Annotated in this window: 20 protein-coding genes; 5 read left to right on the forward strand and 15 right to left on the reverse strand. The window is 60.3% G+C overall.

What is annotated here, in order from left to right:
- Positions 1-24: 24 nt before the first annotated feature.
- The 7 genes from nhaA to CSV91_RS06455 form a co-directional block, all read right to left on the reverse strand.
- Positions 25-1383 carry a Na+/H+ antiporter NhaA gene (gene nhaA / locus CSV91_RS06425; protein ID WP_099432234.1) on the reverse strand — a complete coding sequence of 453 codons (1359 nt, stop codon included), beginning with the start codon at positions 1381-1383 and terminating at the stop codon, positions 25-27.
- 267 nt (positions 1384-1650) lie between these two features.
- Positions 1651-2574 (reverse strand): manganese-dependent inorganic pyrophosphatase, encoded by a 924-nt coding sequence (locus CSV91_RS06430; RefSeq protein WP_099432235.1) that lies wholly within the window; start codon positions 2572-2574, stop codon positions 1651-1653.
- Between the two features lie 127 nt (positions 2575-2701).
- Positions 2702-3655 carry an ROK family protein gene (locus tag CSV91_RS06435; RefSeq protein WP_232049578.1) on the reverse strand — a complete coding sequence of 318 codons (954 nt, stop codon included), beginning with the start codon at positions 3653-3655 and terminating at the stop codon, positions 2702-2704.
- 241 nt (positions 3656-3896) lie between these two features.
- Positions 3897-4229 carry a PTS lactose/cellobiose transporter subunit IIA gene (locus CSV91_RS06440; RefSeq protein ID WP_197736861.1) on the reverse strand — a complete coding sequence of 111 codons (333 nt, stop codon included), beginning with the start codon at positions 4227-4229 and terminating at the stop codon, positions 3897-3899.
- Between the two features lie 9 nt (positions 4230-4238).
- Positions 4239-4541 (reverse strand): PTS sugar transporter subunit IIB, encoded by a 303-nt coding sequence (locus CSV91_RS06445; protein ID WP_035137700.1) that lies wholly within the window; start codon positions 4539-4541, stop codon positions 4239-4241.
- A 160-nt stretch (positions 4542-4701) separates the two neighbouring features.
- Complete coding sequence (locus CSV91_RS06450) at positions 4702-6045, reverse strand: PTS sugar transporter subunit IIC (protein WP_099432237.1); 1344 nt, start codon at positions 6043-6045, stop codon at positions 4702-4704.
- A 120-nt stretch (positions 6046-6165) separates the two neighbouring features.
- Entirely contained in the window at positions 6166-7566 is a 1401-nt protein-coding gene (locus CSV91_RS06455) for a glycoside hydrolase family 1 protein (RefSeq protein WP_099432238.1), read from the reverse strand.
- 302 nt (positions 7567-7868) lie between these two features.
- Here CSV91_RS06455 and CSV91_RS06460 point away from each other — a divergent pair, with 302 nt between their 5' ends.
- Together CSV91_RS06460 and CSV91_RS06465 are read left to right on the forward strand one after the other, a co-directional pair.
- Entirely contained in the window at positions 7869-8588 is a 720-nt protein-coding gene (locus CSV91_RS06460; protein WP_099432239.1) for a GntR family transcriptional regulator, read from the forward strand.
- 72 nt (positions 8589-8660) lie between these two features.
- Complete coding sequence (locus CSV91_RS06465) at positions 8661-9593, forward strand: type I phosphomannose isomerase catalytic subunit (RefSeq protein ID WP_414436967.1); 933 nt, start codon at positions 8661-8663, stop codon at positions 9591-9593.
- Positions 9594-9976: 383 nt separating this feature from the next.
- On the opposite strand, the gene CSV91_RS06470 is transcribed toward CSV91_RS06465, so the two are convergent.
- Both CSV91_RS06470 and CSV91_RS06475 read right to left on the reverse strand, forming a co-directional pair.
- The gene (locus CSV91_RS06470) at positions 9977-12877 is read right to left on the reverse strand and encodes an ATP-dependent helicase (RefSeq protein WP_099432241.1); all 2901 of its coding nucleotides are present in this window, start codon (positions 12875-12877) and stop codon (positions 9977-9979) included.
- 289 nt (positions 12878-13166) lie between these two features.
- Positions 13167-14141, reverse strand: a complete 975-nt coding sequence (locus CSV91_RS06475) for an undecaprenyl-diphosphate phosphatase (RefSeq protein ID WP_099432242.1) — start codon at positions 14139-14141, stop codon at positions 13167-13169.
- Between the two features lie 250 nt (positions 14142-14391).
- On the opposite strand from CSV91_RS06475, the gene CSV91_RS06480 reads away from it, so the two are divergent.
- Positions 14392-14829 (forward strand): universal stress protein, encoded by a 438-nt coding sequence (locus CSV91_RS06480; protein WP_099432243.1) that lies wholly within the window; start codon positions 14392-14394, stop codon positions 14827-14829.
- Positions 14830-15050: 221 nt separating this feature from the next.
- Here the strand turns inward: CSV91_RS06480 and CSV91_RS06485 are convergent, their stop codons facing one another.
- From CSV91_RS06485 to CSV91_RS06500, 4 genes are all read right to left on the reverse strand, one after another.
- Positions 15051-16094, reverse strand: coding sequence for a sensor histidine kinase (locus CSV91_RS06485; protein WP_099432244.1), 1044 nt, complete (start codon positions 16092-16094; stop codon positions 15051-15053).
- 9 nt (positions 16095-16103) lie between these two features.
- Positions 16104-16775 carry a response regulator transcription factor gene (locus CSV91_RS06490; protein ID WP_099432245.1) on the reverse strand — a complete coding sequence of 224 codons (672 nt, stop codon included), beginning with the start codon at positions 16773-16775 and terminating at the stop codon, positions 16104-16106.
- A gap of 169 nt (positions 16776-16944) precedes the next feature.
- On the reverse strand, positions 16945-18075 hold the full coding sequence (locus CSV91_RS06495) for an aminotransferase (protein WP_099432246.1): 1131 nt from the start codon (positions 18073-18075) through the stop codon (positions 16945-16947).
- A gap of 24 nt (positions 18076-18099) precedes the next feature.
- Positions 18100-19131, reverse strand: coding sequence for an ornithine cyclodeaminase family protein (locus CSV91_RS06500; protein ID WP_099432247.1), 1032 nt, complete (start codon positions 19129-19131; stop codon positions 18100-18102).
- Positions 19132-19348: 217 nt separating this feature from the next.
- On the opposite strand from CSV91_RS06500, the gene CSV91_RS06505 reads away from it, so the two are divergent.
- Entirely contained in the window at positions 19349-20530 is a 1182-nt protein-coding gene (locus tag CSV91_RS06505; protein ID WP_099432248.1) for a PucR family transcriptional regulator, read from the forward strand.
- 18 nt (positions 20531-20548) lie between these two features.
- On the opposite strand, the gene CSV91_RS06510 is transcribed toward CSV91_RS06505, so the two are convergent.
- Together CSV91_RS06510 and purH are read right to left on the reverse strand one after the other, a co-directional pair.
- Positions 20549-21259: a hypothetical protein gene (locus tag CSV91_RS06510; protein ID WP_232049579.1), complete on the reverse strand. Its 711-nt coding sequence runs from the start codon at positions 21257-21259 to the stop codon at positions 20549-20551.
- A 246-nt stretch (positions 21260-21505) separates the two neighbouring features.
- On the reverse strand, positions 21506-23113 hold the full coding sequence (purH, locus tag CSV91_RS06515; protein WP_099432250.1) for a bifunctional phosphoribosylaminoimidazolecarboxamide formyltransferase/IMP cyclohydrolase: 1608 nt from the start codon (positions 23111-23113) through the stop codon (positions 21506-21508).
- A gap of 277 nt (positions 23114-23390) precedes the next feature.
- On the opposite strand from purH, the gene CSV91_RS06520 reads away from it, so the two are divergent.
- Positions 23391-24032: a GNAT family N-acetyltransferase gene (locus CSV91_RS06520; RefSeq protein ID WP_099432251.1), complete on the forward strand. Its 642-nt coding sequence runs from the start codon at positions 23391-23393 to the stop codon at positions 24030-24032.
- Positions 24033-24476: the final 444 nt, after the last annotated feature.

A 24476-nucleotide genomic window follows, 5' to 3' on the forward strand; every position in this document is an offset into this window, starting at 1 on the left:
GCGTTTTCAAACTTGTATGTGCTTTTACTCGTCCTTGGGCGAGGGATGCTTGCAGACCACGCTCATGTAGATCATGCCGAGCACGGCAGCGGTGACCGAACCGGCGAGAATAGCGGCCTTGGCAGCCAGAACCTCAAACTGGGCCGTCGGGAAGGCGAGGCCGCTGATGAGGATCGACATGGTAAAGCCGATACCGCCCAGAATGCCCACGCCGGCAATCATGTGCCAGTTGACATTGTGCGGCAGCTCGCAGGCCTTAAGCTTAACCAGGGCAAACGTCATACCAAAGATGCCGATCGGCTTGCCCAGCAGCATGCCAAAGTACACGCCGAGCGTCACCGGGTCGGTGAGCAGCGTGCTCATGTCCACGCCCACCAGACGAACCTGCGCGTTCACGAACGCAAAGATCGGCAGGATCACAAAGTTGACCGGCGTGGAGATCAGACGCTCCATGCGGATAAGCGGCGGGGTCACGCGGTGCATGACGCGCTCGACCTTGGTTGTCGAGACGGTAAAGTCATGCTGGCCCAGGATGTGCGCCTCGTCGTCGTAGCGGTCATCGAGCAACGGCAGGCACTCGCCCAGCCAATCGGTAAGGCTATCGAGCTTGACGCCGCACTTGGCCGGAATGGTGAAGGCCAGGATGACGCCGGCAAGCGTAGCGTGCACGCCGCTCTTGAACATGCAGAACCACAACAGCAGACCCAGTACCGAATACGGGGCAAGGCGGTAATGCTGCGTCTTGTTAAGCCACACGAGCGCGCAGGTCACAAGCGCGGCGGCGCCCAACCAAAACGGATTGGGGCTCTGACCGTAGAAAATGGCGATGGCGGCGATGGAAATCAGGTCGTCGGCAATAGCGAGCGTCGAGAAGAACACGCGCACGCCGTTGGGCACGCGATTGCCCAAAAGCGACAGCACGCCCAGCGCAAAGGCAATATCGGTTGCCATGGGAATGGCCCAACCGTTGCGGGCACCGGCATGGTTAAAGATCAGGTAGATGCAGGCGGGAACGACGACGCCGCCCACGGCCGCCAGCATGGGAAGCATGGCCTGACGCGGATTCTTGAGCTCGCCGACCGTCATCTCGTACTTAAGCTCAATGCCCACCAACAAAAAGAAAATCGCCATGAGGAAGTCGTTGACGAAAAGCTCAACGGTGAGACCGGCCGTAAGGTTGCCCAAGCCCACATACAGCGGGGTCTCCAAAAAGTGATGGATGGCCTCGTAGGCATCGGTGTTGGCGCAGATGACGGCGGCGATAGCGGCGAAGACCATGACGGCGGCGGAAATCGTGCCGTTCTCGGCGATGCGCTCCCAAATGTCGTGACGTTCAAAGCGCTTGCGCTCACGAACGTTGAACAGCTGCTCAGTTGCTGCCATGGGCGGCTCCTTTCACGGGAAGGCTCCCGTCTTAAAAAAGCACGGCCCGCCCAAGTGGCGGCGCCGCGCTCTAACGTATTACGCTTGCATCTAGCCTACCCTGCACGACAAGCACGCAGGCGTGGCCGAAAAGCGGAACCACAGGTTGAACATTATTTGCTCAACGGCACGGGCGCGCCTGCCCAAGAGACGACGCAGCGTCGTGCACAAAAAACGACCGGAGCGCGGGGCGTCCGCGATCCGGTCGTGGCGTTCGGTCAACTAAACCTAGCAGGCGGCCATGATGGGGGCAGCGACCTGCTTTTTGCGGGAGAGGACGCCCGGCATCCAGACGCCGTCGTGCTCGTCGGCAATGCCCAGGCCCTTCTGAGCAGCCTCGGTCTCGCCCTCGAGCAGGACCTGCGAGCCCTCCTCCATGATGTCGGTGATGCACAGGACGATGCCGTCGGCACCCTTCTCGGCGGCGTAGGCGCGCATGGCCTCGCGGATCTCGTCGATCATGCCGAGCGCGCGGCTCTTGTCGACGGTCTCGTACTGGCCAATGAGCAGCTTCTTGCCAGCGGGCTCGAACATCTTGATGTCGTTGCCGACCATCTCGGCTGCAGTGAAGGAGCCGGACGGACGGGTGAGGAAGACCTCCATGCCAAACTTGACCGGGTCGACGCCCACCTGCTCGCCGAGCTTGGCGGCAACGGTGCGGTCGACATCGGTGGTGGTGGGGCTCTTGAGCATGAGCGTATCGGTCATCATGGCCGAGAGCAGCAGCTTAGCCTGGACGTCGGAAAGCTCAACGCCGAGCACGCCGGCGAGCTTGGTGACGATGGTGCAGCTGGAGCCCCAGGGCAGGCAGATGTAGTGCAGCGGGCCGGCGGTCTCGAAGTCGCCGATGCGGTGATGATCGACGACACCAAAGACCGTGGCGTCCTTAAGACCGGCAACGGACTGGGCAGACTCGTTGTGGTCGGTGAGGACGACGAGCTGACCGGCCTCGACGGACTCAATCACGCGGGGCTCGGCGATGCCGGCGTCGGCAAGCAGCTTGGCGGACTCTGCCGGAAGCTGACCAAGGGCGCAGGCCTCGTAGGTGTTGCCGGCATACTCAACCTGGTTGAGCAGCTGGGACAGGACGACGGCGCTCATGATGGCGTCGTTATCGGGGTTCTGGTGACCAAAGACAAGAACGTTTGCCATGGATATCCTCCACTTGATATGTGTACTTGGACGTAGCTATGGTAGCACGCCGATGCCGAGCCTTCGCAGACGGAAGGAGCACGGCATATTTTGGGGCAGGCACGGGGGACAGGTTACATTGCACCAGCTATTTACCGGCGGCGCGCAGGGCTACGTAGGCGGCACCGATGATGCCGGCGTCGTTGCCGAGCGAAGCGACCTTAATGGGCGTCTCGCGCGAGGCGGAAAGCGCGTACTGCTTAAAGTGCTCGCGAACCTTGTCGAGGTAGACATCGGCCGAGGCGGAGGCGCCGCCGCCGATGAGGAACATCTCGGGATCAACCACGTTGGCAATAAGCGCCAGTGCGCGGCCGAGATAGTCGGCCATGGTATCGGCCGCGGCCAGCGCGAGCTTGTCGCCCTCGCGGCAGGCCTGGAACACGTCCTTGGAATCGGAGGGGCCGGTCAGCTCGATGGGCTCGACGCCCGCCTTTTCGCACTCGGCAAGGTAGTTGCTCACCACGCCGGTGGCGCTGGAATACTGCTCCAGATGGCCATGGCCGCCGCAGCCGCAGGTGCGTTCCTCAGCCGGGTTCAGGCACATGTGGCCAATCTCGCCGCCGGCGCCCACAACGCCCGATACCACGTCGCCGTTAACGATAACGCCGCCGCCCACGCCGGTACCAATGGTGACCATCACCACGTTCTGTACGCCCTTGGCAGAGCCGAGCCAGGCCTCGCCCATGGCAGCGGCGTTGGCATCGTTCTCGTACTTAACGACCGCGTCGGGGCAGTGCTCCTGAATGGCGACTCTCAGCTCGGGCAGGTTAATGGCAATGTTGGCCTTGACCTTGGCATCGCCCGATGCCGGGATGGGGCACGGAACGGCCAGGCCAATACCCGCCACAAAGGCGCGCGGAATCTGGGCCTTGGCGACCACCTGGTCGATAGCCTCGGTCACCGCGGCAAAGCCCGCAGCGTCAACGATGGGCGGCGTGGGTACGCTTGCCTTGGCCAGCAGGTTACCGTCCTCGTCGAACAGGCCCTCCTTAACCGAAGTGCCGCCGACGTCAATGCCGATGTAGTACTGCTTAGGTTCCATGGGAGCCCACCTTTCTCGTTTAAACATTGCCTGTATGGTACCGCTCCCAAGGCAAAAACCAGCCAAAAAGGGACAGGTTTGTTTTGGCAGGTTTTATCTGTGAAAACGCAAACGACCGCTCAAAAGGTCACGCAGGGCCTTCGCCAAATATAAGGGCGCCGGGAGGCGGAGACTCCCGGCGCCCGTCAAAGGGACTGTGTTGTCTGTTGGATCGCACGGTCCGTCGCGGCGATAACGCCGACTAGGCCTGAAGTGCCTGCAGCTGCTTGTGAACCTCGATGAGCTCCGTCGCCATGACGCGCATGGTCTCGGTGCCGGCCATCTGGTCCTCGGCATGCAGCAGAATCAACGGAGCCTCGCCGTTACGCTCGCCGTTGGCCTCCTTCTTCAGAAGCCCCATGTGAACATCGTGGCCACCGTTATAGGCCTCGTCGCCCTGCTTGATAAGCTCCTCGGCGGCGTCAAAATCGCCCTCCTTGGCCTTTTGCACGGCATTGATGTACATGCTCTTGGCGGTACCGACGTAGCTGATGATCTCAAAGCAGGTCATCTGCAGTTCGTTCATATCCTCCATGCGGAGCACCTAGCCCATCACGCTGACGCAGTGGTCGATGATGCCGGCAGCGTTCATGCGGCCGTAGTCGACCATGTTGATGACCTCGACCGGAAAACGACCGGCGGCCTCCTTCTCAAAATCGCCCTTGGTGTAGCCGATCTGCGGGCCAAGCAGCAACATGTCGCACTCGTCCAGGTGATCGTGGGCCTCGTTCATGGGACGAGCCTCGACCTCAATATCCAGACCACGGTTTGCAACCTCGGCCTGCATCTTCTGGACCAGCAGGCTCGTGGACATACCGGCATTGCAGCAGAGCATGATCTTCTTCATGGTTTCCTCCTTATAACTGCGCGGCGCGCAGACGACGACTGGTTTTATTCCTTGCGGCTATTGTGCCCACCCCCTGCATCTTTACACAAGGGAGAGAGCCGCGGGCGCCGGCACCGCGTACCGGTGCCCGCAACGGTGAAAGGGACGAACGTTAGGCGTTCTACTCGGCGAGAGCCTCCTGCTTGGCGATTGCCTTCTCGGAAATCTTCATAAAGGGCAGGTAGACGGCCATGCCAATGACAATCTCGAGAGCCTGCCACACGCCGGCGCGCCAGTCAAAGCCCGTAGCGAGCAGGGCATTGATGACGGGAGGCATAGTCCAGGGCACCTGGGCGATGCAGGGGCTGATGATGCCTGCGCAGGTAAGGCCATAGGTGATGCCGATGAACAGGTCGGGAAGAAGAACGAACGGAATCATGAGCGGCAGGTTGTACACGATGGGGTAACCGTAGATAACCGGCTCGTTAATGTTGAACAGACCAGGCAGGATAGCCATCTTGGAAACGGTCTCGGATGCCTTGTTCTTGGAGAACAGGAGCGTGTCGAGCAGAAGCATGAGGGTGCAGCCCGAGCCGCCGATGAGGGCGAAGCTGTTAACGATCTGCATGTTCATGTAGTGATCGGGCTGGATGGTGCCACCGGCGGCAAAGGTAGCCATGTTGTCGACGATGAGCATGGTCAGGATCGGCTCGACGGTAGCGCCAGAGATGGTGGACTGGTGAATACCGACGCAGAACAGCAGGTTGGCAAGGGTGTAGATGAGGATAACAGCCCACGGACCGGCGTTCATGATGCTCTTGAGCGGGTTGGAGATGCACGTGGAGATGATGGCGCACAGATCGGTGCCGGCGCACACGGCGAGCAGGGCTGCGGCAAGAGCGAAGATCGCGAGGTTGAGCAGCATCGGGATCATGACGTTGAAGGAGTTGGAGACCGCGGGAGGCACGCCCTCGCCCAGCTTAACCTTGAGCTTCTCGACGCCAGAAATCTTGATGAAGAGCGAGACGGAGAGCAGGGCGATGATAATGGCCGAGAACAGACCATTAGTGCCAGTGTTGGCAGTCGAAAGGGCGCCCGTGACCTCGGCGGAGGTGATCTTGTCGGTGAGCAGCGGGCTCGTGGCGGCAAGCGTGGCGGTGATCTGCTGCGGCATCATGATGACGAAAGCAGAGATAGCGACGACCACGCAAGCGAGCGGGTTATCGAAACGCTTGTTCTTAGCGAGGCTGTAGCCAATCAATCCGGCCAAGATAATAGCAGAGACGTTGAGGGTACCCAGCGTAATCGCCGAACCCCACGTCTGAAGGTTGGCAAGGCCCGCCGCATCGAGCGGGAACAGGGGGAACACGACGTTGTTAATAAGAACCGCGATACCCGCAAGGATATAGAGCGGCGTGATGGTCGCGAAGGCATCGCGCAGGGAACGCAGGTGAACCTGGTTTCCCACCTTCGCAGAGACCTCGGCAAACTTGTCGAGGAAGCTCTTTCCGTTGTCACTGGCCATGATTGCTCCTAACTATCAAATCCGGCCTTTTCCTATGCGCACGGTGGCCTGTCGCCCTCTGCCACCAGATGTGCCATGTGTTTCGCGCGGCGGCGCGCGGTCTGGGCGTTCGCCCGGTCGCTAATCAACCACGTGGGTTGTGGCGACCTGTTTGAGCCAGGCCGCTGACTTCTTAAGGCGGCGCTTGTAGCCGTCCATAAGGTCGACCTCGACAAAACCGTAACGGTTCTTAAAGGCATTAGCCCAAGACCAGTTATCGATGACGGCCCAGTAATGGTATCCGCGGCACTTGGCGCCCTCGGCAATTGCCTTGGCCACCCACTCCAGGTGCTGACGTACAAAGTCGACGCGGTAGTCATCCTGGATGGTTCCTTCGGCGTCACGGTTCTTGTATTCGTCCATGATGCCGATGCCGTTCTCGGAAACGAACCACTCAAGATCGGGGTAGTTTTTAGCGCAGTCCATGCCAAAGTCGTAGAGGCCCTGCGGGTAGATCTCCCAGCCACGGCTCTCGTTCATAACGGCGTCGGGCCATACGTACTCGTCGGCAAAGTGCGGCAGGCCGTACTGGTCGACCTTGCTCGCCGGCGCCTGAACACGCGTGGGGTGGTAGTAGTTGCAGCCGAGCCAGTCGACAACACCCTGCTTGAGAATCTCTTGGTCGCCGGCACGGAACGGGAGCTTAACGCCGCCCTCGGCCAGGCTGTCGAGCACGTCGGCAGGAAGCTCGCCCTTGGTAATAAGGTCGAGCCACCAGCGATTGTTGATGCCGCTGGTCATACGCACGGCCTCGAGGTCTGCCTCGCTGGGGTTCTGCTTGGTGTAAACCGGGGTAAAGCAGTTGATCATGCCGATCTTGGCATCGGCGCGAATAGCGCCCTCGTCATAGGCCTTACGATAGTTGGCCACGGCCAGCGCATGTGCCAGCGAGATGTGATACTGCACGGTGCGGGCGCGGCTAAAGTCGTGGAGCTGCGGGAACCACACGCCCTCCTGATAGCGCTGTTCGGGCTCGACGATGGGCTCGTTAAAGGTGAACCAGTACTTAATCTCCTGGCCAAACTCGTGGAAGGCGACGTCGGCGTAATGCGCGTAAGCCTCAACGACCTCGCGGCTCTCCCAGCCGCCACGGTTAAAGAGGTAGGTGGGCATGTCAAAGTGGTACAAGTTGACAAACGGCTCCAAGCCGGCCTCGCGAGAGGCGCGGAACAGCTCGTGATACCACGCAGCACCCTCCTCGTTGAGGTTGCCGTCGGCATCGAGCAGACGGCTCCACTGGATGGAAGTGCGATAGGTATTCAGGCCCAAGTCCTTCAAAATGCGAAAGTCTTCCTGGTACTTGGCCATAAAGTCATTGCCGGCATAAGAGCCAACGCAGTTGTAGAACGAACCCAGATCCTGGATGGACCAGGTGTCCCACAGGTTCTCGAGCTTGCCGCCCTGGTTCCACTGACCCTCAGTCTGCGGGCCGGACATAGCAGCGCCAAAGAAGAAGTCACGGGGCAGCTGATACTGTGCCATCAAAGTCCTCGCTTTCGTGTTCTAGAGCTTCCGGTTGGAGACGAGTTTGCTTTGGCAGGTTATCCGGCGCGGGCGCGCACCGGTCATACCAATATCCAACCCGCCAAAACAAAACCGTCCCCAAACAGTACAAGCAAACGCCAATGCATCTCGCTTGTTGTCTGTAACTATAGCGCTCTAATTTTATATGTAAAGCGTCTTTTTCATTTTTCTTTATCGTACTTCTTTCATGAAAGCCATATGGATGCTTTTTAAGTAGGTATACTCTCTTTATATCGACGCAAATATGAAGGGAGGATTGCATGATTCCCAAATACGAGGCGATAGCTGCAGATATCCGTCGAAGCATCGAGGACGGCGCCCTTAAGCCGGGCGATAAGTTGCCCACCGTCGTCGAGTTCTGTGAGCTCTATAGCGTTTCCAAAATCACCGTCAAACGAGCGATTGAGCAGATCACCGAGGAAGGCCTTATTACTAGCCGGCGCGGATCGGGCACCTACGTCAAGGACACGGCGGGGCTTCCCGGCCAGGTGTTTTTCCAAGGCAAGAACGACCGTGCCCAAGGCTTTTCGTACGAGCATCGCGGGGAGAAAGTGACCTCGGTGGTCTACGATTTCTCGATCGTCAATCCGCCGGCAGAGGTTGCGACCCAACTGGGAATGGCCGAAGACGACTTTGCCTATCACATCGTGCGCGTACGCGAGGTCGATGGTCAGCCCATCGTTATCGAGTACACCTATATGCCACTCGAGCTGATTCCGGGTCTTAAGAAAAAAGACCTGTACGCATCGATCTACAGCTTCATCCGCGAGCAGTGCGGACTCAAGATCTCGAGTTTCCACCGTACCATTCGCGCTGTCGCGGCAACTGAAGAAGAGGCCGAGCGCCTGGATACCAAACCCGGCTCTCCCTTGCTCGAACTCAACCAGATTGGCTTCTTGGATAGCGGCACCGCGTTTGAATATTCTGTCTCGCACAACGTAGGCGACCGCTTTGAGCTGCACAACGTAACGCTGGCCTAGTTTTGTAATCCGGTGGGTGCTCGTTTTGAGCTGTCTTACGCGGCACCCGCACAACCTTATGGGAGTATGCACATGTCCGATTTGATTAAACTCACGCCGATCTTCCACGAGAAGATCTGGGGCGGCCGCCAGCTGGAGACCGTGTTTGGCTACGACATTCCCGAGGGTCCCATCGGTGAGTGCTGGGCCATCTCGGCACACCCCAACGGCGACTGCCAGATCGCTGAGGGCCCGTACGTCGGTCACACGCTATCATGGCTGTGGGCCGAGCACCGCGAGCTCTTTGGCAACTGCGAGGGCAAGGAGTTCCCGCTGCTCATTAAGATCCTGGACGCCAAGGACGACCTTTCGATCCAGATCCACCCCAACGACGAGTACGCCGCCGAGCACGAGAACGGCAGCCTGGGCAAAACCGAGTGCTGGTATGTACTGGACTGCGAGCCCGGTGCCACGATCATCGTCGGCCAGCGCGCGCACGACCGCGCCGAGGCCGCACAGATGATCGAGGAGGGCCGTTGGGACGACATGCTCAACGTACTGCCGATCCACAAGGGCGACTTTTTCCAGATTGATTCCGGTACCGTCCACGCCATCAAGACCGGCACGCTCATTTTGGAGACGCAGCAGTCGAGCGACGTGACGTATCGCCTGTACGACTACGACCGTCCCGGTACCGACGGCAAACTGCGTCCACTGCACATTGAGCAGAGCCTCGACTGCATCGACTTTGATGCTCAGGCTCCGACCGACGGCACGGTGACCGCGCCCGAGGTCGATGGCGTGACCGAGCTCGAGTCTAACTCCTGCTACACCGTCGATCGCGTGCGCGTCGACGGCAGCAAGACCCTCGACCAGCGCTGGCCCTTCATGTGCCTGTCAGTCATCGACGGCGAAGGCACCGTCTGCGGCGAGCCCGTTCACAAGGGCAGCCACCTGCTGGCCCCCAGCACCGTGGACCAGATCGAACTCGAAGGCAAGATGGAACTGATCATCAGCCACCTCTAGGTCGCAACAACAACCAAAACGAAACAAGGGGCTCCCCCGTTCATCAACGGAGGAGCCCCTACTCGTATCTATATATCAGCCCACCCGGCTCTCCAGACCAAAAAGCGAACGAGCAAAGCGACGTTCGCAAGCAACGTTATCCAAGGACCCGGGCGGGCGTATGGGGCAACATCGATCGCGAGTTCCGCACGAGCCGGAGAGCACTTAATGTGCTCTCCGTGCGAGCAGGACTGTCCGAGCAGGCGACCAAAGCCCCCGGCGCGCCCACCTAGCAAGATGTACGGGTTTTCCAGGTGCGGCAGATCGGCCTGAAAGAGGAGGGCATAGACCTTGAGGTCATGCCCGACGATTGAAGGCCGAGGTGCCGTGCCTGGGAAAGCCGCCTAGGTCAGTTTCACTATAGGCGCAAAGCCCTTCATAAGCTTTTTGGTCTGGCCGGTCTTTTCGAATTGGACCTCGATCATGTCTCCGGCGACCGAGATCACGGTGCCCGTACCAAAGGTCTTGTGGCTCACGGTATCGCCCGCGGCAAAGTCCTGCGACGCGCTGGCGCGATCGACCTTGCGCTCCACCGTCGGCGACACCTTGGACGACGGCTTTTTAGCTCGCGGCGCGCCCGAACCAAAGGTTGAGGCAACACGGCCGGCATCGGGCGAGACCCCACGATGACGCTCGGTCCCGTAGCTGCTGCCACCAAAGAAATCGTCAAAGCTCGATCCGCCGCGCGAACCGGAACCGCCGGTCGAGCGCGTATGCGAACCAAACACCTTGCCGCCGTACATATCCGAGCCCATGCCCGAGCCAAAGGTGCCGTGACGGTCGCCGCGCTTCTCCCAGCCCGTGCCCTCAAAACCGGCAGAACCGATACCGCTAAACTCAATATCCTCAAACGGAATCTCGTTGAGGAAGCGCGAGCGCGGGTTGGCAGAAGTCGAGCCGTAGGTGCGACGCGTGGCCGCATAGGTCAAGAACAGGCGCTTGCGAGCACGCGTAATGGCGACGTAGGCCAAGCGACGCTCCTCCTCGAGCTTGCCCGGATCGTCACTACCGCCAAAGTCGTGCACGTGCGGGAAGATGCCTTCCTCCATGCCGGCCACGAACACCGCGGGGAACTCCAGGCCCTTGGCGGAGTGAATGGTCATCATGGTGATGGCATGCGTCTCGCCGGCCAGGGAATCCAAGTCGGAGCGCAGGGCCAGCCACTCCATGAGAGCAGGAAGCGCCTTGCAGGTGAGCGGGCCGTAGGTGCGCTCGATCTCGTCGGCATGCACGGCGCCCGCGGGCAGCTCTGTCGGTGCGGCATAGGCGTTGCCCGCGATAGCGGCAGCCAGGGCATCCTGCGGCGAGAGCGCCGGGGCCGCCAGGCTGTCGAGCGGATTGGAACCCGCGGCGTCACGCGCGCCAACGAGCGCCTCAAACGAAGACGCGGGCGCAGACGGGCCGGGCTCGGGCGCAGGTGCGCCCACCACAACGGGCTCGGGCTCAGCGTCGGCAGGCACATCGGCAACACCGGCAGCGCGCAGCTCTTCCAAGCTCTCAAGCGTACCTTCGATATCCTCGTGCGTCTCCTCAAATTCGGCAGCGACGCCCAGGAATTCCTGGATGTTCTCGGCGCGACTCTCGGACTCCATGGTGCCCTCGGCGCGGAAGGCCTGCAGCAGGCCCGTCTTGTCGACAATCATTTCGACGACGTCCTTGAGCTCGCCGTCCATGCGCCGGCCCTCGCGCACCAGCGACACAAAGCTCGACAGGCCGTTGCGTACCTTGGCGCTAAACATGCCCGTCTCGGCGCACGCGATCTCACAGGCTTGGAAGAACGAGCAGCGGTTGTCGCGTGCCAGCTGCTCAATCTTTTGAATCGAGGTGGAGCCAATGCCGCGGCGCGGCGTGTTGATGACGCGCTTGACGCTCATCTCGTCGGCCGGGTTCACGATCATCTTGAGGTAGGCCATGACGTCGCGGATCTCGGCGCGGTCGAAGAATCGCGTGCCGCCAACGATCTTGTAGGGCACGCCCGCGCGCAGGAACATATCTTCGAGGATACGCGACTGCGCGTTGGTGCGATAGAACACAGCGATGTCGTCGTAGCTCGTGCCCTTGGAGTGCAACTTTTCGATCTCACCGGCAATCCAGCGGCCCTCGTCGCGCTCGTCGCTCGCCTGGAAGGCCTGGATCTTCTCGCCATCGCCCTCGGCCGTAAACAGGCGCTTGTCCTTGCGCTGCGAGTTGTGGCGCACCACGGCATTGGCGGCGCTCAGGATGTGACCCGTGGAGCGATAGTTCTGCTCCAGCTTGACGGTCTTGCAGTTTTTAAAGTCCTTCTCAAAGTCCAGGATGTTGGTGATGTCGGCGCCGCGCCAGCTATAAATGGACTGGTCATCGTCGCCTACGACCATGAGGTTTTGGTATTTGGCGGCCAGCAGGTTGGCGATCTCGTACTGGACGTGGTTGGTGTCCTGATACTCGTCGACGCTAATGTAGCGGAAGCGCTCTTGGTACTTGTCGAGCACCTCGGGGCGGGTGCGCAACAGCTCAAGCGCGCGCACGAGCAGGTCGTCAAAGTCCATCGCGTTGGCGGCGCGCAGGCGGCGCTCCAGCTCCATATAGACCTGTGCGGCCTTTTTGTCGTTGGGGCCATCGGCACTCTTGAGCATGTCCTCGGGGCCGATCATGGCGTTTTTGGCCGAGCTGATCTTGCTGCGGATCATGTTGATGGGGAATTGCTTTTGCTCGATACCGAGCGCCTGCATAATGTCACGCACCATGCGCTTGGAATCGTCGTCATCGTAGATGGTGAACTGACCGGTGTAGCCCAGCAAGTCGGCGTCCTCGCGCAGCATGCGCACGCACATGGCATGGAAGGTGCACACCCACATGCCGCGGGTACCGCTGGGGATGAGCGCCGCCAGACGCTCGCGCATCTCGGCCGCGGCCTTGTTGGTAAACGTGATGGCAAGGATCTGCCAGGGCTTAACGCCCAGGTCGCCGAGCATATGGGCGATACGGAAGGTCAGGACGCGGGTCTTGCCCGAGCCAGCACCGGCAAGGACCAGCAACGGACCCTCGGTGGTCAGGACGGCCTCGCGCTGAGCGGGATTAAGGCTGTCGATATCGACGAGCGGCTTGGCGGGCTTGGGTGCCGGTGCGGGAGCGTCGTAGATGTCGAGCGGGACGAGCTCGGGCTCCGGCGCGGCGGGGGCGGTGTACGCATCGAGCGGCACGGGTTCCGGCGCGGGCGGCACGGGTACCGCGGCATTCTTTTCCCAGGGCAGGGGCTGGGTCATGGGCGACTCCTCATCTGACGGACGGCGTGCCTGCGGGCAGCGCCATAGTTTGAGCCGTACCAGTATACCGAGCCGCGCGGACACCGACGCAAATCACACCGCGACTCCGTGCGCCGCCATCGAGCCCGCCCCAGGAGATTTGGTGCATTGGGGTTAGATTAGCCTGCACCATGTTGCTGCAAGACAACCTGTCCCCATTGCACCAAAAAAGGCGGCATAGACCTTTTGGTCATGCCACCCTCTTTGCATAACAAGTTGTCGCTCTGGCCGCCGCGCAGCGTCAACCAAGTTACAGGCCGAGCATAGGCTCCAGAACGAAGAAATACGCGAGCACCACGATACCCAGGACAATGCGGTAGACGCCGAAGCACTTAAAGTCGTGACGACGGACAAAGCCCATGAGCCACTTGATGGCGATAAGCGAAACCACAAAGGCGACGATGCAGCCCACGCCCAGGATGGCGACCTCGTTGGCGCCAAACGTACCGCCCTTAACGAAGTACTTGACCAGCTTAAGCGCACTCGCGCCAAACATGACGGGGATAGCCAGGAAGAACGTGAACTTGGACGCCACCGAACGCGTGCAGCCCAGCAGCAGGCCGCCGATGATGGTGGAACCGGAACGCGATGTGCCCGGCACCAGCGACAGAACCTGGAAGCAGCCAATGCCCAGCGCGGTCTTCCAGCTTAGGTCCTCGAGCGTCGCAATGGAGCCAAAGTCGAGGTCTTCGTCATCGTTGCCCGAATCCTCGACGGCAGGCGCCGCAAAGTGCGCACCGGCGGGACGCCCGCCCGCCACAACGGCGCGCGAACCAAACGACCCTGCGAATGTCATCTCTTCGCGCTTGCGGGCGCGCCAATTCTCAATCACGATGAACAGCACACCGTAGACGATGAGTGCCAGCGCCACGACGGGAGCGTTGTAGAAATGCTCCTCCATCCAGTCGTTGAGCGGCAGGCCAATCGCCGCAGCGGGAATACAGCCGAGCACAATCTTGCCCCACAGCACCCATGTGTCGCGACGACCCTCCTTGCCCTTGCTGGGCGAGAACGGGTTGAGGTCGTAGAAGAACAGCACGCAGACGGCCAATATGGCACCAAGCTGAATCACGACCAGGAACATGTTCCAGAACGTCTCGCTCACGTTCATCTTGACGAACTCGTCTACCAAGATCATGTGGCCCGTCGACGAAACGGGCAGCCATTCGGTAATGCCCTCGACCAGGCCCATGAAGGCAGATTTTAGAAGCTCGATAATATCCAAAGGGACCCCCTCGTTTAACACCCGCCGATAGATGTTTCTGCGGACGGTGCGGGCGATGTCCCATTATCAACCGTTGGCGACACACACATGCCAACCCTTACCAAAAATCTTGTCCGTTCACAGAATTGCAGGCGGTCAAACCGAAATCCTTGGGTATAACTGCAACAAGATAAAGTGTCCGGCGGTCCGCGCATCCGCGGCCGCCCGACGCACGAGCCCTGCGCCCGTGCGATAGACCAAGGAGGAAACCATGAACGAGGGCTACACCAAGGTATTTGTTTCACTCGACGGTACTGAGCAGCAGGATTTTGTGCTCGCACGCGCCATCAAGGTGGCCGCAAACAACGGCGCAAAGCTGATTATCGGTCACGTGATCGACTCCACGGCGCTCGAAAGCGCGGGGGCTTACCCAGTCGACTTAGTCAACGGCTTGGAGGAGGCCTTTAACAACTCCATCGCGAAGCAGCTCGAGGAGGCCAAGGCTAATCCCGATATCCCCGAGGTCGAAGTCATGATTCGCGCCGGTCGTATTCGTGAGACGTTGAAGGACGAGATGCTCGACGTGGTCAAGCCCGATCTTGTGCTCTGCGGTGCCCGCGGTCTGTCCTCGATTAAGTACGCGCTCCTGGGTTCGATTTCGACGTTCCTTCTGCGCAATACGGACTGCGACATTCTGGTCGTGAAGTAGGTTCCTTCCCGCCGGCGCAAGGCCTGCGGGGTTATCACGCCGACGTCCTCGCCGCTTCGCGGCTGCGGGATGTCGGCTTAGATAACCCCTCCCGGCCTTGCGCCTTCGTCACCATACTTCAGCGAGTTGGCTGATAGAAAAAAATGGCGTGCCGCCCCGGTTGGGGCGGCACGTTTTTCATGGGCGGCACGTTTTGTTTGGGCGGACGTCTGCCGTGTGCGCTACTCGAAATATTGGAACTTGTTCGTTGAGAAGGCGAACGTGACGACAAAGCCTTCGCCCGGCTCCGATGCCGCGGTGACATCGATGCCCATCTTGGAGCACAGGCGCGCCACCAGGTAGAGGCCGATGCCCGTTGCGCGCTTGGTGGTGCGGCCGTTGTCGCCGGTAAAACCCTTCTCGAACACGCGCGGCAGGTCGGCCGCGCTCACGCCGCAGCCGTTGTCCGCGACGGTAAGCTCGATGCGTTCGCTCGCCAGGCCCTCGTCCAGCAACGCACCCGAAAACACGATCTTTGCGCCGTCCTCGCGCGCATATTTGATGCTGTTCTGAATAAGCTGGCCTAGAATAAACTCGAGCCACTTCTCGTCGGTAAAGACCTCAAAGTCGAGGTTCTCGCACACCGGAGCCACGTGCGCCGCGATAAGCTCACGCGCGTTGGCCTTAATCGCGCCCGTCACCAAGGTCCTGAGATCCCAGCGGCGAATCAGGTAGTCGCGCTCCACAACTTCCGAGCGCGCGTAGTACAGTGCCTGGTCGATATAGCGCTCAACGCGAGCCAGCTCGCGACCCAGGTCATCCACACGCGACAGGTCGTCTTCGCTGCCGTCCAGGTTTTCCAAAATCAGATGGGCTGCCGCCAGAGGCAGCTTGGCCTCGTGGACCCAGCTTTCGATATAGTCGCGATAGTCGTCGGTTTGACGCCGGCCTTCGGCAACTTCGTCGCAAGCGGCTTTGCCCACCCGGCGCAAGACCTCGTACTCGAGCTCGCCCTCGGCATAGGTCGGGCATTGCACCATCTCCTGCACCCACGCAGGGCTCTCGAGCTCCTCGACCGCGCGCTCCAGCTGGTGCAAAAATCGACGACGACGCGCGTACTCGATCACGATGCCGAGCATGCCAAAGATAAAGGACACGCCGACCGCCACGACCACGATGGAAGCGGGTGCCCCGGCGACCGTCAGCACAAAGCAGCTCAACAGCACGCCGCACGTCCACACGGCGACGGGAAGCAGCGCATCTTTGAAGAATTTGCTAAACGACATAGCTGGCACCTAGACCGAATAGCCTTGGCCGCGATGCGTGGTCAGATACCCCTTGACGCCGATTTTTTCGAGCGTCGTGCGCAGGCGGTTTATGTTGACGGTGAGCGTGTTGTCGTCCACGAAGGCATCGGAGTCCCACAGGTCCTGCATGATGGCCGAGCGCGAGACGATCTTGCCCGCGCGGCTCAGAAGCAGCGAAAGAATGCGCAGCTCATTTTTGGTGAGCTCGGTGCTGTCGCCGGTCGCCGTGTTGGTGACCATAGAACGGGCGAGGTCGAGCTCCAGCCCCTTGTGGACGAGCGTGCTGCGCTCGCCCGCCGCCGCGGTGCGACGCAGCAAGGCATTGATGCGCGCCACGAGCACGCGCGCGCTATAGGGCTTGGGAACGAAGTCGTCCGCGCCGAGCGTCATGGCCATGACCTCGTCGATCTCGGTCGTGCGCGACGTGAGGACGATGATGGGAACCTCGGATTCGCGGCGGACTTCATGGCAGATATGCTGGCCGTCTTTGACGGGAAGCGTGAGGTCGAGCAGCACCAGGTCGGGCGCAGCGGCGAGAATATCGCGCGAAACGTGCTCGAACGATTCGCAGGCCTCAACCTCAAAACCGGCACGAGCAAGGATGTCGGCAAGCTCGCGACGAATGGGCTCGTCGTCCTCAACGACATAGATCAGCGCCATGTGTCCTCCCATTTCGCGCAACTTGCACCTTCCGCACCATTATGCCCACAGCGTCGCAGCGATACGACCCCGTGGGCAACTAATATGACAAAAGTGTTCGGTAGCCTTGAGAGAAAAGAGGGACCCTCGGTCCTAAACCGATCGGCCCCATCGCTTCGACCTCGAGCCTCTACTCGAGCGTACGCATGTACGCGGAGATAGCATCCAGGCCCTTCTGCAGGTCGTCGGTGTTATCGGAGTATGCATAGCCGATGCGCATGCTCTTGGGCTCCTCGAAGCAATCGCCCGGGGTGACGAGCGCGCCGGACTTCTTAATCATGTCGATGCAGAACGTCCTGGAGTCGATGTCGTAGTCGTAATACACGAGCGCGGTGGTACCCGCCTCGGGCTTGACGAACGACAGGTGCGGCTCGCTCTCGACCCACTTCTCCAGAACAGCAAGGTTCTGACGGACGATGCGGCGGCTGCGCTCAAGGATCACGGAAGCGTTGCCCAGAATAAGCTCCGCCACCGACTCGCTGAATATGCCGGCGGAAATCAGGTTGTAGTCGCGATGCGAGAGCAGCGCGCGGCGGAGCTCCGGGCTCTTGGTGACCGCCCAGCCCAAACGCAGGCCGGCGAACGACCAGACCTTGGACATGGATGCGGTGGCGACGGCCTTGTCGTACAGGTCGACCACGGACTCGCAGTACTCATCCGTCTGAGTAAGCAGACGGTAGACCTCGTCGCAGAGCACCCACGCGTCGTGTTTGCGTGCGACCTCGACAATCGCCTTGAGCGTATCGGTGTCGAGCAGGGCGCCCGTGGGGTTGTCCGGGTTATTGATGCAGATGAGCTTGGTATCGTCGGTCACCAAGGCATCGAGCGCGTCGACGTCGACGTGGTAGCCATTCTTGCGATCGAGCTGAAGGATATCGACCTTCGCACCGCACATCTCGGGAATCGAGTAAAGCTGCTGGTAGGTGGGCTTGACGGAGACTACATGATCGCCCGGTTCGACGAGCGTGGAAATAACCAGGGAGTTGGCACCGGTCGCGCCGTGCGTGGGCACGATATGCCCGGACTCGACCGTCTTATAGAGACGCGCGACCCCCTCGAGGAAGCCGGGCTGCCCCTCGATGTCTCCGTAGGTGAATCGGCGCGAGCACAGGCTATCGAGCCACGCCTTTTTGTCGGTGTTCGTAAGCTCGAACAGCTGGTCGAGCGTGAGGGAGTAAACGCACGTCTCCGCAACGTTGTAGGTGCACTTGGTCTCCCACTCGTTCATCCACTGCTCGACGGCGAAATCCTTGATCTGCATTGTCGTTTCCTTTCCTTGACTTTCTTACAGTTCCACCGCGGTGCCCAGCCCCGCCTCGACGGCGCGGTCGTAGGCAATTTTCGATGCCGAAAGGTCCTGAACGGCGATGCCCGACGTATCGAACACTGTCACCTGTTCGTCATCCAAACGCCCCGTAGCCGTTCCGGCGATGACTTCACCGAGTTCCGCTTTGATGTCCTCGGGCGTGATGGCACCCTCGGCAACCGGAATCTCCAGCTCACCGGACGCGACCGATTGCTCGCGGTCGTCGACGTAAACAGCGGCACGGACGACAAGCGCCGAGGCGAGCTCCTGCTTGCCGGGCATGTCGGCACCGACGCAGGAGATATGCGTACCGGGACGCACCCATGCATCGGGGATGATGGGCTTGGTCGCCGGCGTGATCGTCACGATGATGTCGGCCTCTGCCGCGGCGCCTTGGCCGTCGGCCGTCGCCTCGATGGAATAGGTGGATGCCTCGCGAGCATGCTCACAGGCGCCCAAGATATGGGCGACCTCGTCTCGCATGCGCTCGACGCGGGCCTCGGGCGCGGCGTCGGAAACCGGCTCCCACACCTTGACTTCGCCCACTTTGGGGCAGGCGGCGAGCACGCCCGCCACCATATAGGTGCTCATGTGGCCGGCACCCGCAACAAGCAGTTTGGACGCATCCGCCCGAGCCAGCCACTTGGCACCGAGCGCAGCGGCGGCACCGGTGCGAAGCCCAGTGACGGCGGAGGCATTAAGCAGCGCTAACGGCTCTCCCGTCGCGTTGTCGCACAGCAGCGTGGTGCCAAAGATCTCGGGCAGCCCCTTTTTGGGATTCTGAGAGAACCAAGCAGTGAGTTTGAGACCGAAAAGGCCGCTTCCCGCCAACTCGCCCGAGCGGATATCCATATCGGCCACACCGGGTTCGAACTGCTCATATACCATCGGCCACGCAACACCCTTGCCCGTTGCCTTCTGGCGATATGCCTCCTCCACGGCAGCGATTGCATCCTCAATCGTCAGCACCTTGGAAACTTCCTCGGCCGAAAGCACCACCATCTGCCCCATCATCGCTCCTCTCAGCGAAAGCTTTACGTTGCTTCACTGTACGGTTTAGCTACGATGCCGCCAAGGATCATTTCTTGTTGGAATCTACAACGATTCTCAATCTGATTTTTCGTTCCATCAGCATCTATTTGAACTATTTCTCGCATTAAAGGCATACGGATGTGCGATTATCCTATTTATACCTGTACTTATTGTAGTGATTTACAAGGTGATGTTGATGCTATACACCATCTCGGACTTCTCGCGGGAATATGAGGGGTCGGTCCGTCTGATCGCCGGCAGCGATGGCGTCTCGCGTGCAGTCTCCGGCGTCGGGATCCTCGATTATGAACTCATGCCCGGCCTCAAGAACAAGTACCAGCGCGTCAACTTCAGCTCAGACGAAATCGTCCTCAGCACTTTCCTCTATGCAAAGGACGACCCGTACCTCATCACTGAAGCCGTGAAATACCTCGTCGCCAAGGGAACGAGCGGTCTCATCATCAAAAACGTCCTGCACATCCCGATTCCCGACCAAGCTATCCGCTACGCCAACGCGCGGCACTACCCGGTCTTTCTCACGACCGACGACTCACTGTTCTTTGACAGTGTCATCTATGAGGTCAAACGGCATATCGAGCAGCTCGCGTCCATCGACTTCGCACAGCGCGAGATCGATGCCCTGAGGACAGACGTATCGCCCGAGTCCATCTGCCGACGCATCCGAGGCCTCAACCCGTCATTTCTGGACGAAGCGGTCGCCCTGTTCGCATCGTTTGCAGAGCCCCTCGATCCGCGTACGTTTTTGCAAATCGAACGTCTCTGTGCAAAATCAGCCCTCGCCGGATGCCACAACATGCTGGCACCCTATGACGGAGGTTTGTTATTCGTAGCGACAAGTGACTCGGAGCAGGCGCTCGATGTGGATCGAATCGTGCAGGCGTTCACGGAGCTCATCGAGGCTAGCGGTATCGATGGCGGAGCGGGAGGGCTCGGCATCAGCGATATTCTGTTTGGAGACGAAGCGGTGGCGCAGGCGATCTCGCAGGCGATTTACGCACAGCGCCTATCTTGTCAACGAGCCGAGGGCCCCGTCCGCTATACGCAGCTCGGCATCCTGAGAACCGTGATGCCTTTTGCGGAAACCCCGGAGATGCGATCGTTTTCGGAGGCGATTCTCTCGCCGATACGCGAGCACGACAGTGAGCATGGCAGCGAACTGGAATCCACGCTCGCCGCATTCATCGAGAACGACCGACGTATCGAGCGAACCGCCAAGCAGACTAGCCAGCACCCAAACACAATTCGATATCGCCTCGATAAGGTGACAGCTCTCACCGGACTGAGCTACAAATGCGCCCCGGAGATGGAGCAGCTGTCGCTCGCCTACGCAATCGAACGCGCTCGCTCGCTTCAGTAAGCCCACCCCGCCTTGAGGTTAGGAGCAGCGGGCACGGAGCTTTTCGTAGCCGTCGGCGAAGAAGGTGACCATAGCAGCGTCCGCCTCGGCGGCATCGGTATCGTCGGCGGAGACCACGCCGTGCTCGTCGCTCACCAGGAACAGCGCGCCCTTGAGCTGAGCGGGGATGTCTACGCGCGTGACCGGGATGCCCTTGGTCTGGGCCAGCTGCTCAATGAGTGTCGCCGTGCCGCACAGGCACTCGTCCGCCGGCGCCACAAAGGCAAGCTCCCCGTCGTTGACGGCGGCAAGTAGCTCGGGCGCCACGCCGGTCTCGTCGGCCTCGGAGCGAGCCTCGGCAGAACGGACACGCAGCGCCTTGGCCGACGTATCGGCGAGCGGCTCGTACTCCCCCACCGTCATGGCAGCGTTGCCGTTGATGTCGATCACCAGCATGAGTACGCCGTCGCGCGCGGTGTAGTCGCCCTCGGCAAGCGACCACTCAACGTGCTGCTTGGCCCAGCTGAGCATGTTATGGGTAAGCGGTTCGCCCTGCACCAGACGCTCGGACAGCGCGCGGATGTGGCGGTTGAGCATGGGCACCTTTTTGTTGGACATGCGCCAGCGGCAGACAAGCGCGGGCTTGTCGAGCGTAAACTTCTCGACCGCCTCCTGATTGGCGCAAAAGTCCTCGTACGCACGCTGATCCTCGGCATTGCCAAACAGCTCGGCATCATCAATCTGGGGCATGGTTGTACCTTTCGTGTTAGTCATTCCGTCCTCTTATACCAAAAAGACGGCCCTCCAAACGGAGCGACCGTCTTTTGCAGAGATTATTTTGACGATATGGCCAGGCGACCGATCAACTTAATGGGATAGAACAACATCCCATTAAGGGTTTTCCAAGTGCCCGAGATTGCCCCGAAAGAGAAGCGCCGCGTACTAAATGTACGCAAGCGACGGTTTGAGGGGCAAGGTCGGGTGCTTGGGAAAGCCCTAGTGCCTAAAATGCCTGGCACCTGTGAAGACCATCGCAATGCCATGCTCGTTGCAGGCCTGGATGCTCTCGTCGTCACGCTTGGAGCCGCCGGGCTGGATGATGCAGGTCACGCCGTGCGCGGCAAGCACGTCAACGTTGTCGCGGAACGGGAAGAACGCGTCGCTTGCGCAGGCAAAGCCGCCCTTCTCCACGCCCTCGCGCTCGCAGAAGTCCTCGGCACGCTCGCAGGCCAGCAGTGCAGAGTCAACGCGGTTAGGCTGACCCGGGCCCATGCCAATGCCGGCCTTACCCTTGGAGACCAAGATGGCGTTGGACTTAACGCCCTTGCAGACCTTCCAGGCAAACTCGAGCTCGGCCATCTCAGCGTCGGTGGGCTTGCGGTCGGTGGGGAACGTGAAGGTCGCGGGATCCTCGGTCACGTGGTCGACCTCCTGCACCAGCATGCCGCCGTCGATGGAGCGCAGCTCCACTTGGGCACCGTGGTCCACGCCGCCGGTAGCCAGCACGCGCAGGTTGGGGCGCTTGGCCATGCGCTCGAGCGCCTCGGCGGTATAGCTCGGGGCGATGATGACCTCGACGAACTGCTTGTTCTGGTCGGCGAAGTGCTCAACCAACTCAAAGGGAACCTCGCGGTTGCAGGCGATGATGCCGCCGAAGGCGCTCTTGGGATCGCAGGCGAAAGCGCGGTCGTAGGCGGCCGTGATGTCCTCGGCAACGGCGGAACCGCAGGGGTTCTGATGCTTGAGGATCACGCAGGCCGGCTCGTCGAACTCGCGGACCAGGTTCCAGGCAGCGTCGGCATCCAGATAGTTGTTGTAGCTGAGCGGCTTGCCCTGGATCTGCTCCGAGCCAACGAGCGGGAACTGCGAGCTCGCGGTGTTCTCGCAGCCCTCGGCAAAGCGATAGACCGTGGCCTTTTGCTGCGGGTTCTCGCCATAGCGCAGGTCGTCGACCTTCTCCAGCGAGATCTCGAGCTTGGCAGAGGTGTCCGCCACATCGCTTGCTTGGGCGGCAAGCCAACGGGAGATAGCCGTGTCGTAGGCGGCGGTGGTCTGGTAGACCTTCACCTGCAGGCGACGACGGGTGGAAAGCGTGGTGCAGCCACCGGTCTCGTGCATCTCGGCCAGGACGGCATCGTAGTCGGCCGGGTCGGAGATGACGGTAACGCTCGCGGCGTTCTTAGCGGCAGAGCGCAGCATGGAGGGGCCACCGATGTCAATGTGCTCGATGGCATCCGCGAAGGTGACCTCGGGGTTGGCGACGGTCTTCTCGAACTCGTACAGGTTGACGACGACCAGATCGATCAGCTTAATGCCGTGCTGAGCGGCCTCCTGCATGTGCTGCTCGGAATCGCGGCGGGCCAGCAGCGCGCCGTGAACCTTGGGGTGCAGGGTCTTAACGCGGCCGTCCATCATCTCGGGATAGCCCGTGAACTCCTCGATGGGGGTTACGGGAACGCCCGCGTCCTCGATGGCACGAGCCGTGCCGCCCGTAGAGATGATCTCGACGCCAAAGTCATCGACCAGCGTCCGTGCGAAATCGACGACACCCGTTTTATCGGTAACCGAGATCAACGCGCGTGCGATCTTCACATCAGATCCCATGCAGTCCTCCTGTCTGGTACGCCGCCGTGCTCTGTGAGTCGGTGATACGTCGATCTGCAGCGCTCGCGCAGCGGCATTGAAAATACTGATTCAATGTAGCGCATCGAGCGCATCGATGCACCCCGCAACGAGCGCATGTGCAGAAAAAGTTTGCGAGCGGAGGGGATGGGCACGGCACCGGGCACGGTGAGTTCATGGAACACAGGGGCACCATAATTAGATGCCAATAGCGTGGTAGAACTGTGCTCGATACGCATCCGCAAAAGAAAGAGGCACCATGGTCTCGCGGGTTCTCTACCGACCGTTTGATACCGAAGACTTCGACGCCATCGCGCTGATTCTGCAGCAGCTTTGGCATAATAATTCGGATAACGATGAGTACAACCGCCTCGAGGCCGCGTGCGACCTCGCCTATTGCCTTTCGTCCTCGACGTTTTCGCAGGTTGCCGTAATCGACGGTCAGGCGCGTGGCATTTCGCTCGCGCGTGCGGGACAGAGCTCCGGCGCCACCGTTAAGGAACATTGGATGGATACCGAACGCGCGCTGCTATCGCAGATGCGTGAACTGGAGCCCGATGCCTGCGCCGAGTATCTCTCGTTTGTGCGCGCAACCATCCGAACCAACAACCGCCTGCTCGAAAGCAGCCCGTTGCCCCACGACAACGAGGTCACGCTGCTTGCCGTGGATCGCGACGTCCATGGCCTGGGTGTAGGCTCAGTGTTGCTCGATGCCGCGGTCTCGTACCTGTCCTCGCGCGGGGCGACAAGGGCGCACTTGTACACCGACTCTAACTGCTCGTGGAAGTTCTACGAGCTGCACGGCTTTAAGCGCACGGCCACGCACCGCGCCAACCGCGAAGAGCGTCGTCACGACATGCCGCGCGAAAGCTTTCTCTACGAACTCGACCTAACAGCCTAGCCCAAGCAGCCACACCTAGTCATTTAAGAACGTCCCCAGTGACTGATCCCCAACAACTAGTCATTTAAGTCTGTCCCCAATGAGTAGCCTTGGTGGTCTGCAAATAGCTGTGGTCAAAAAACATCAAATATGAGTACTGCTACCTTTTTAGTAGCAGCAACTTGGGGCATTTTTGATGCTTGTAGGCATGACGACCAGCTGCACGAGCTGACGTAGCTCCCCAAATGTTCAATAAAATGGGCTCCTAACGAGAAGTACTCTCATTAGGAGCCCATTATTATGTGCAAACATATGTGACCAACGCAGCAACAGTACTCATATTTGGCATATTTTGTCCACTGCCCCTTGCGCGAAGGTCCGCAGCGGAAAGTTTGGCCCGTTTCGATGCACAAAAATGGGATGAATCTTCCCTGGCAACCGCCCAGAAAGATCCACCCCAAAGCA

Source organism: Collinsella aerofaciens (genome assembly GCF_002736145.1).
Lineage (GTDB): Bacteria > Actinomycetota > Coriobacteriia > Coriobacteriales > Coriobacteriaceae > Collinsella > Collinsella aerofaciens_A.

Excerpts from the sequence above, each read along its gene's own strand:
- purH (WP_099432250.1), bottom strand. The coding sequence starts at position 23,113 with ATGGGATCTGATGTGAAGATCGCACGCGCGTTGATCTCGGTTACCGAT.
- CSV91_RS06485 (WP_099432244.1), bottom strand. The coding sequence starts at position 16,094 with ATGTCGTTTAGCAAATTCTTCAAAGATGCGCTGCTTCCCGTCGCCGTG.
- CSV91_RS06440 (WP_197736861.1), bottom strand. The coding sequence starts at position 4,229 with ATGGAGGATATGAACGAACTGCAGATGACCTGCTTTGAGATCATCAGC.
- CSV91_RS06470 (WP_099432241.1), bottom strand. The coding sequence starts at position 12,877 with ATGACCCAGCCCCTGCCCTGGGAAAAGAATGCCGCGGTACCCGTGCCG.
- CSV91_RS06510 (WP_232049579.1), bottom strand. The coding sequence starts at position 21,259 with ATGCCCCAGATTGATGATGCCGAGCTGTTTGGCAATGCCGAGGATCAG.
- CSV91_RS06430 (WP_099432235.1), bottom strand. The coding sequence starts at position 2,574 with ATGGCAAACGTTCTTGTCTTTGGTCACCAGAACCCCGATAACGACGCC.
- CSV91_RS06460 (WP_099432239.1), top strand. The coding sequence starts at position 7,869 with ATGATTCCCAAATACGAGGCGATAGCTGCAGATATCCGTCGAAGCATC.
- CSV91_RS06505 (WP_099432248.1), top strand. The coding sequence starts at position 19,349 with ATGCTATACACCATCTCGGACTTCTCGCGGGAATATGAGGGGTCGGTC.
- CSV91_RS06445 (WP_035137700.1), bottom strand. The coding sequence starts at position 4,541 with ATGAAGAAGATCATGCTCTGCTGCAATGCCGGTATGTCCACGAGCCTG.
- CSV91_RS06490 (WP_099432245.1), bottom strand. The coding sequence starts at position 16,775 with ATGGCGCTGATCTATGTCGTTGAGGACGACGAGCCCATTCGTCGCGAG.
- CSV91_RS06520 (WP_099432251.1), top strand. The coding sequence starts at position 23,391 with ATGGTCTCGCGGGTTCTCTACCGACCGTTTGATACCGAAGACTTCGAC.
- CSV91_RS06465 (WP_414436967.1), top strand. The coding sequence starts at position 8,661 with ATGTCCGATTTGATTAAACTCACGCCGATCTTCCACGAGAAGATCTGG.
- CSV91_RS06455 (WP_099432238.1), bottom strand. The coding sequence starts at position 7,566 with ATGGCACAGTATCAGCTGCCCCGTGACTTCTTCTTTGGCGCTGCTATG.
- CSV91_RS06480 (WP_099432243.1), top strand. The coding sequence starts at position 14,392 with ATGAACGAGGGCTACACCAAGGTATTTGTTTCACTCGACGGTACTGAG.
- CSV91_RS06435 (WP_232049578.1), bottom strand. The coding sequence starts at position 3,655 with ATGGAACCTAAGCAGTACTACATCGGCATTGACGTCGGCGGCACTTCG.
- CSV91_RS06450 (WP_099432237.1), bottom strand. The coding sequence starts at position 6,045 with ATGGCCAGTGACAACGGAAAGAGCTTCCTCGACAAGTTTGCCGAGGTC.
- CSV91_RS06495 (WP_099432246.1), bottom strand. The coding sequence starts at position 18,075 with ATGCAGATCAAGGATTTCGCCGTCGAGCAGTGGATGAACGAGTGGGAG.
- CSV91_RS06500 (WP_099432247.1), bottom strand. The coding sequence starts at position 19,131 with ATGGGGCAGATGGTGGTGCTTTCGGCCGAGGAAGTTTCCAAGGTGCTG.
- nhaA (WP_099432234.1), bottom strand. The coding sequence starts at position 1,383 with ATGGCAGCAACTGAGCAGCTGTTCAACGTTCGTGAGCGCAAGCGCTTT.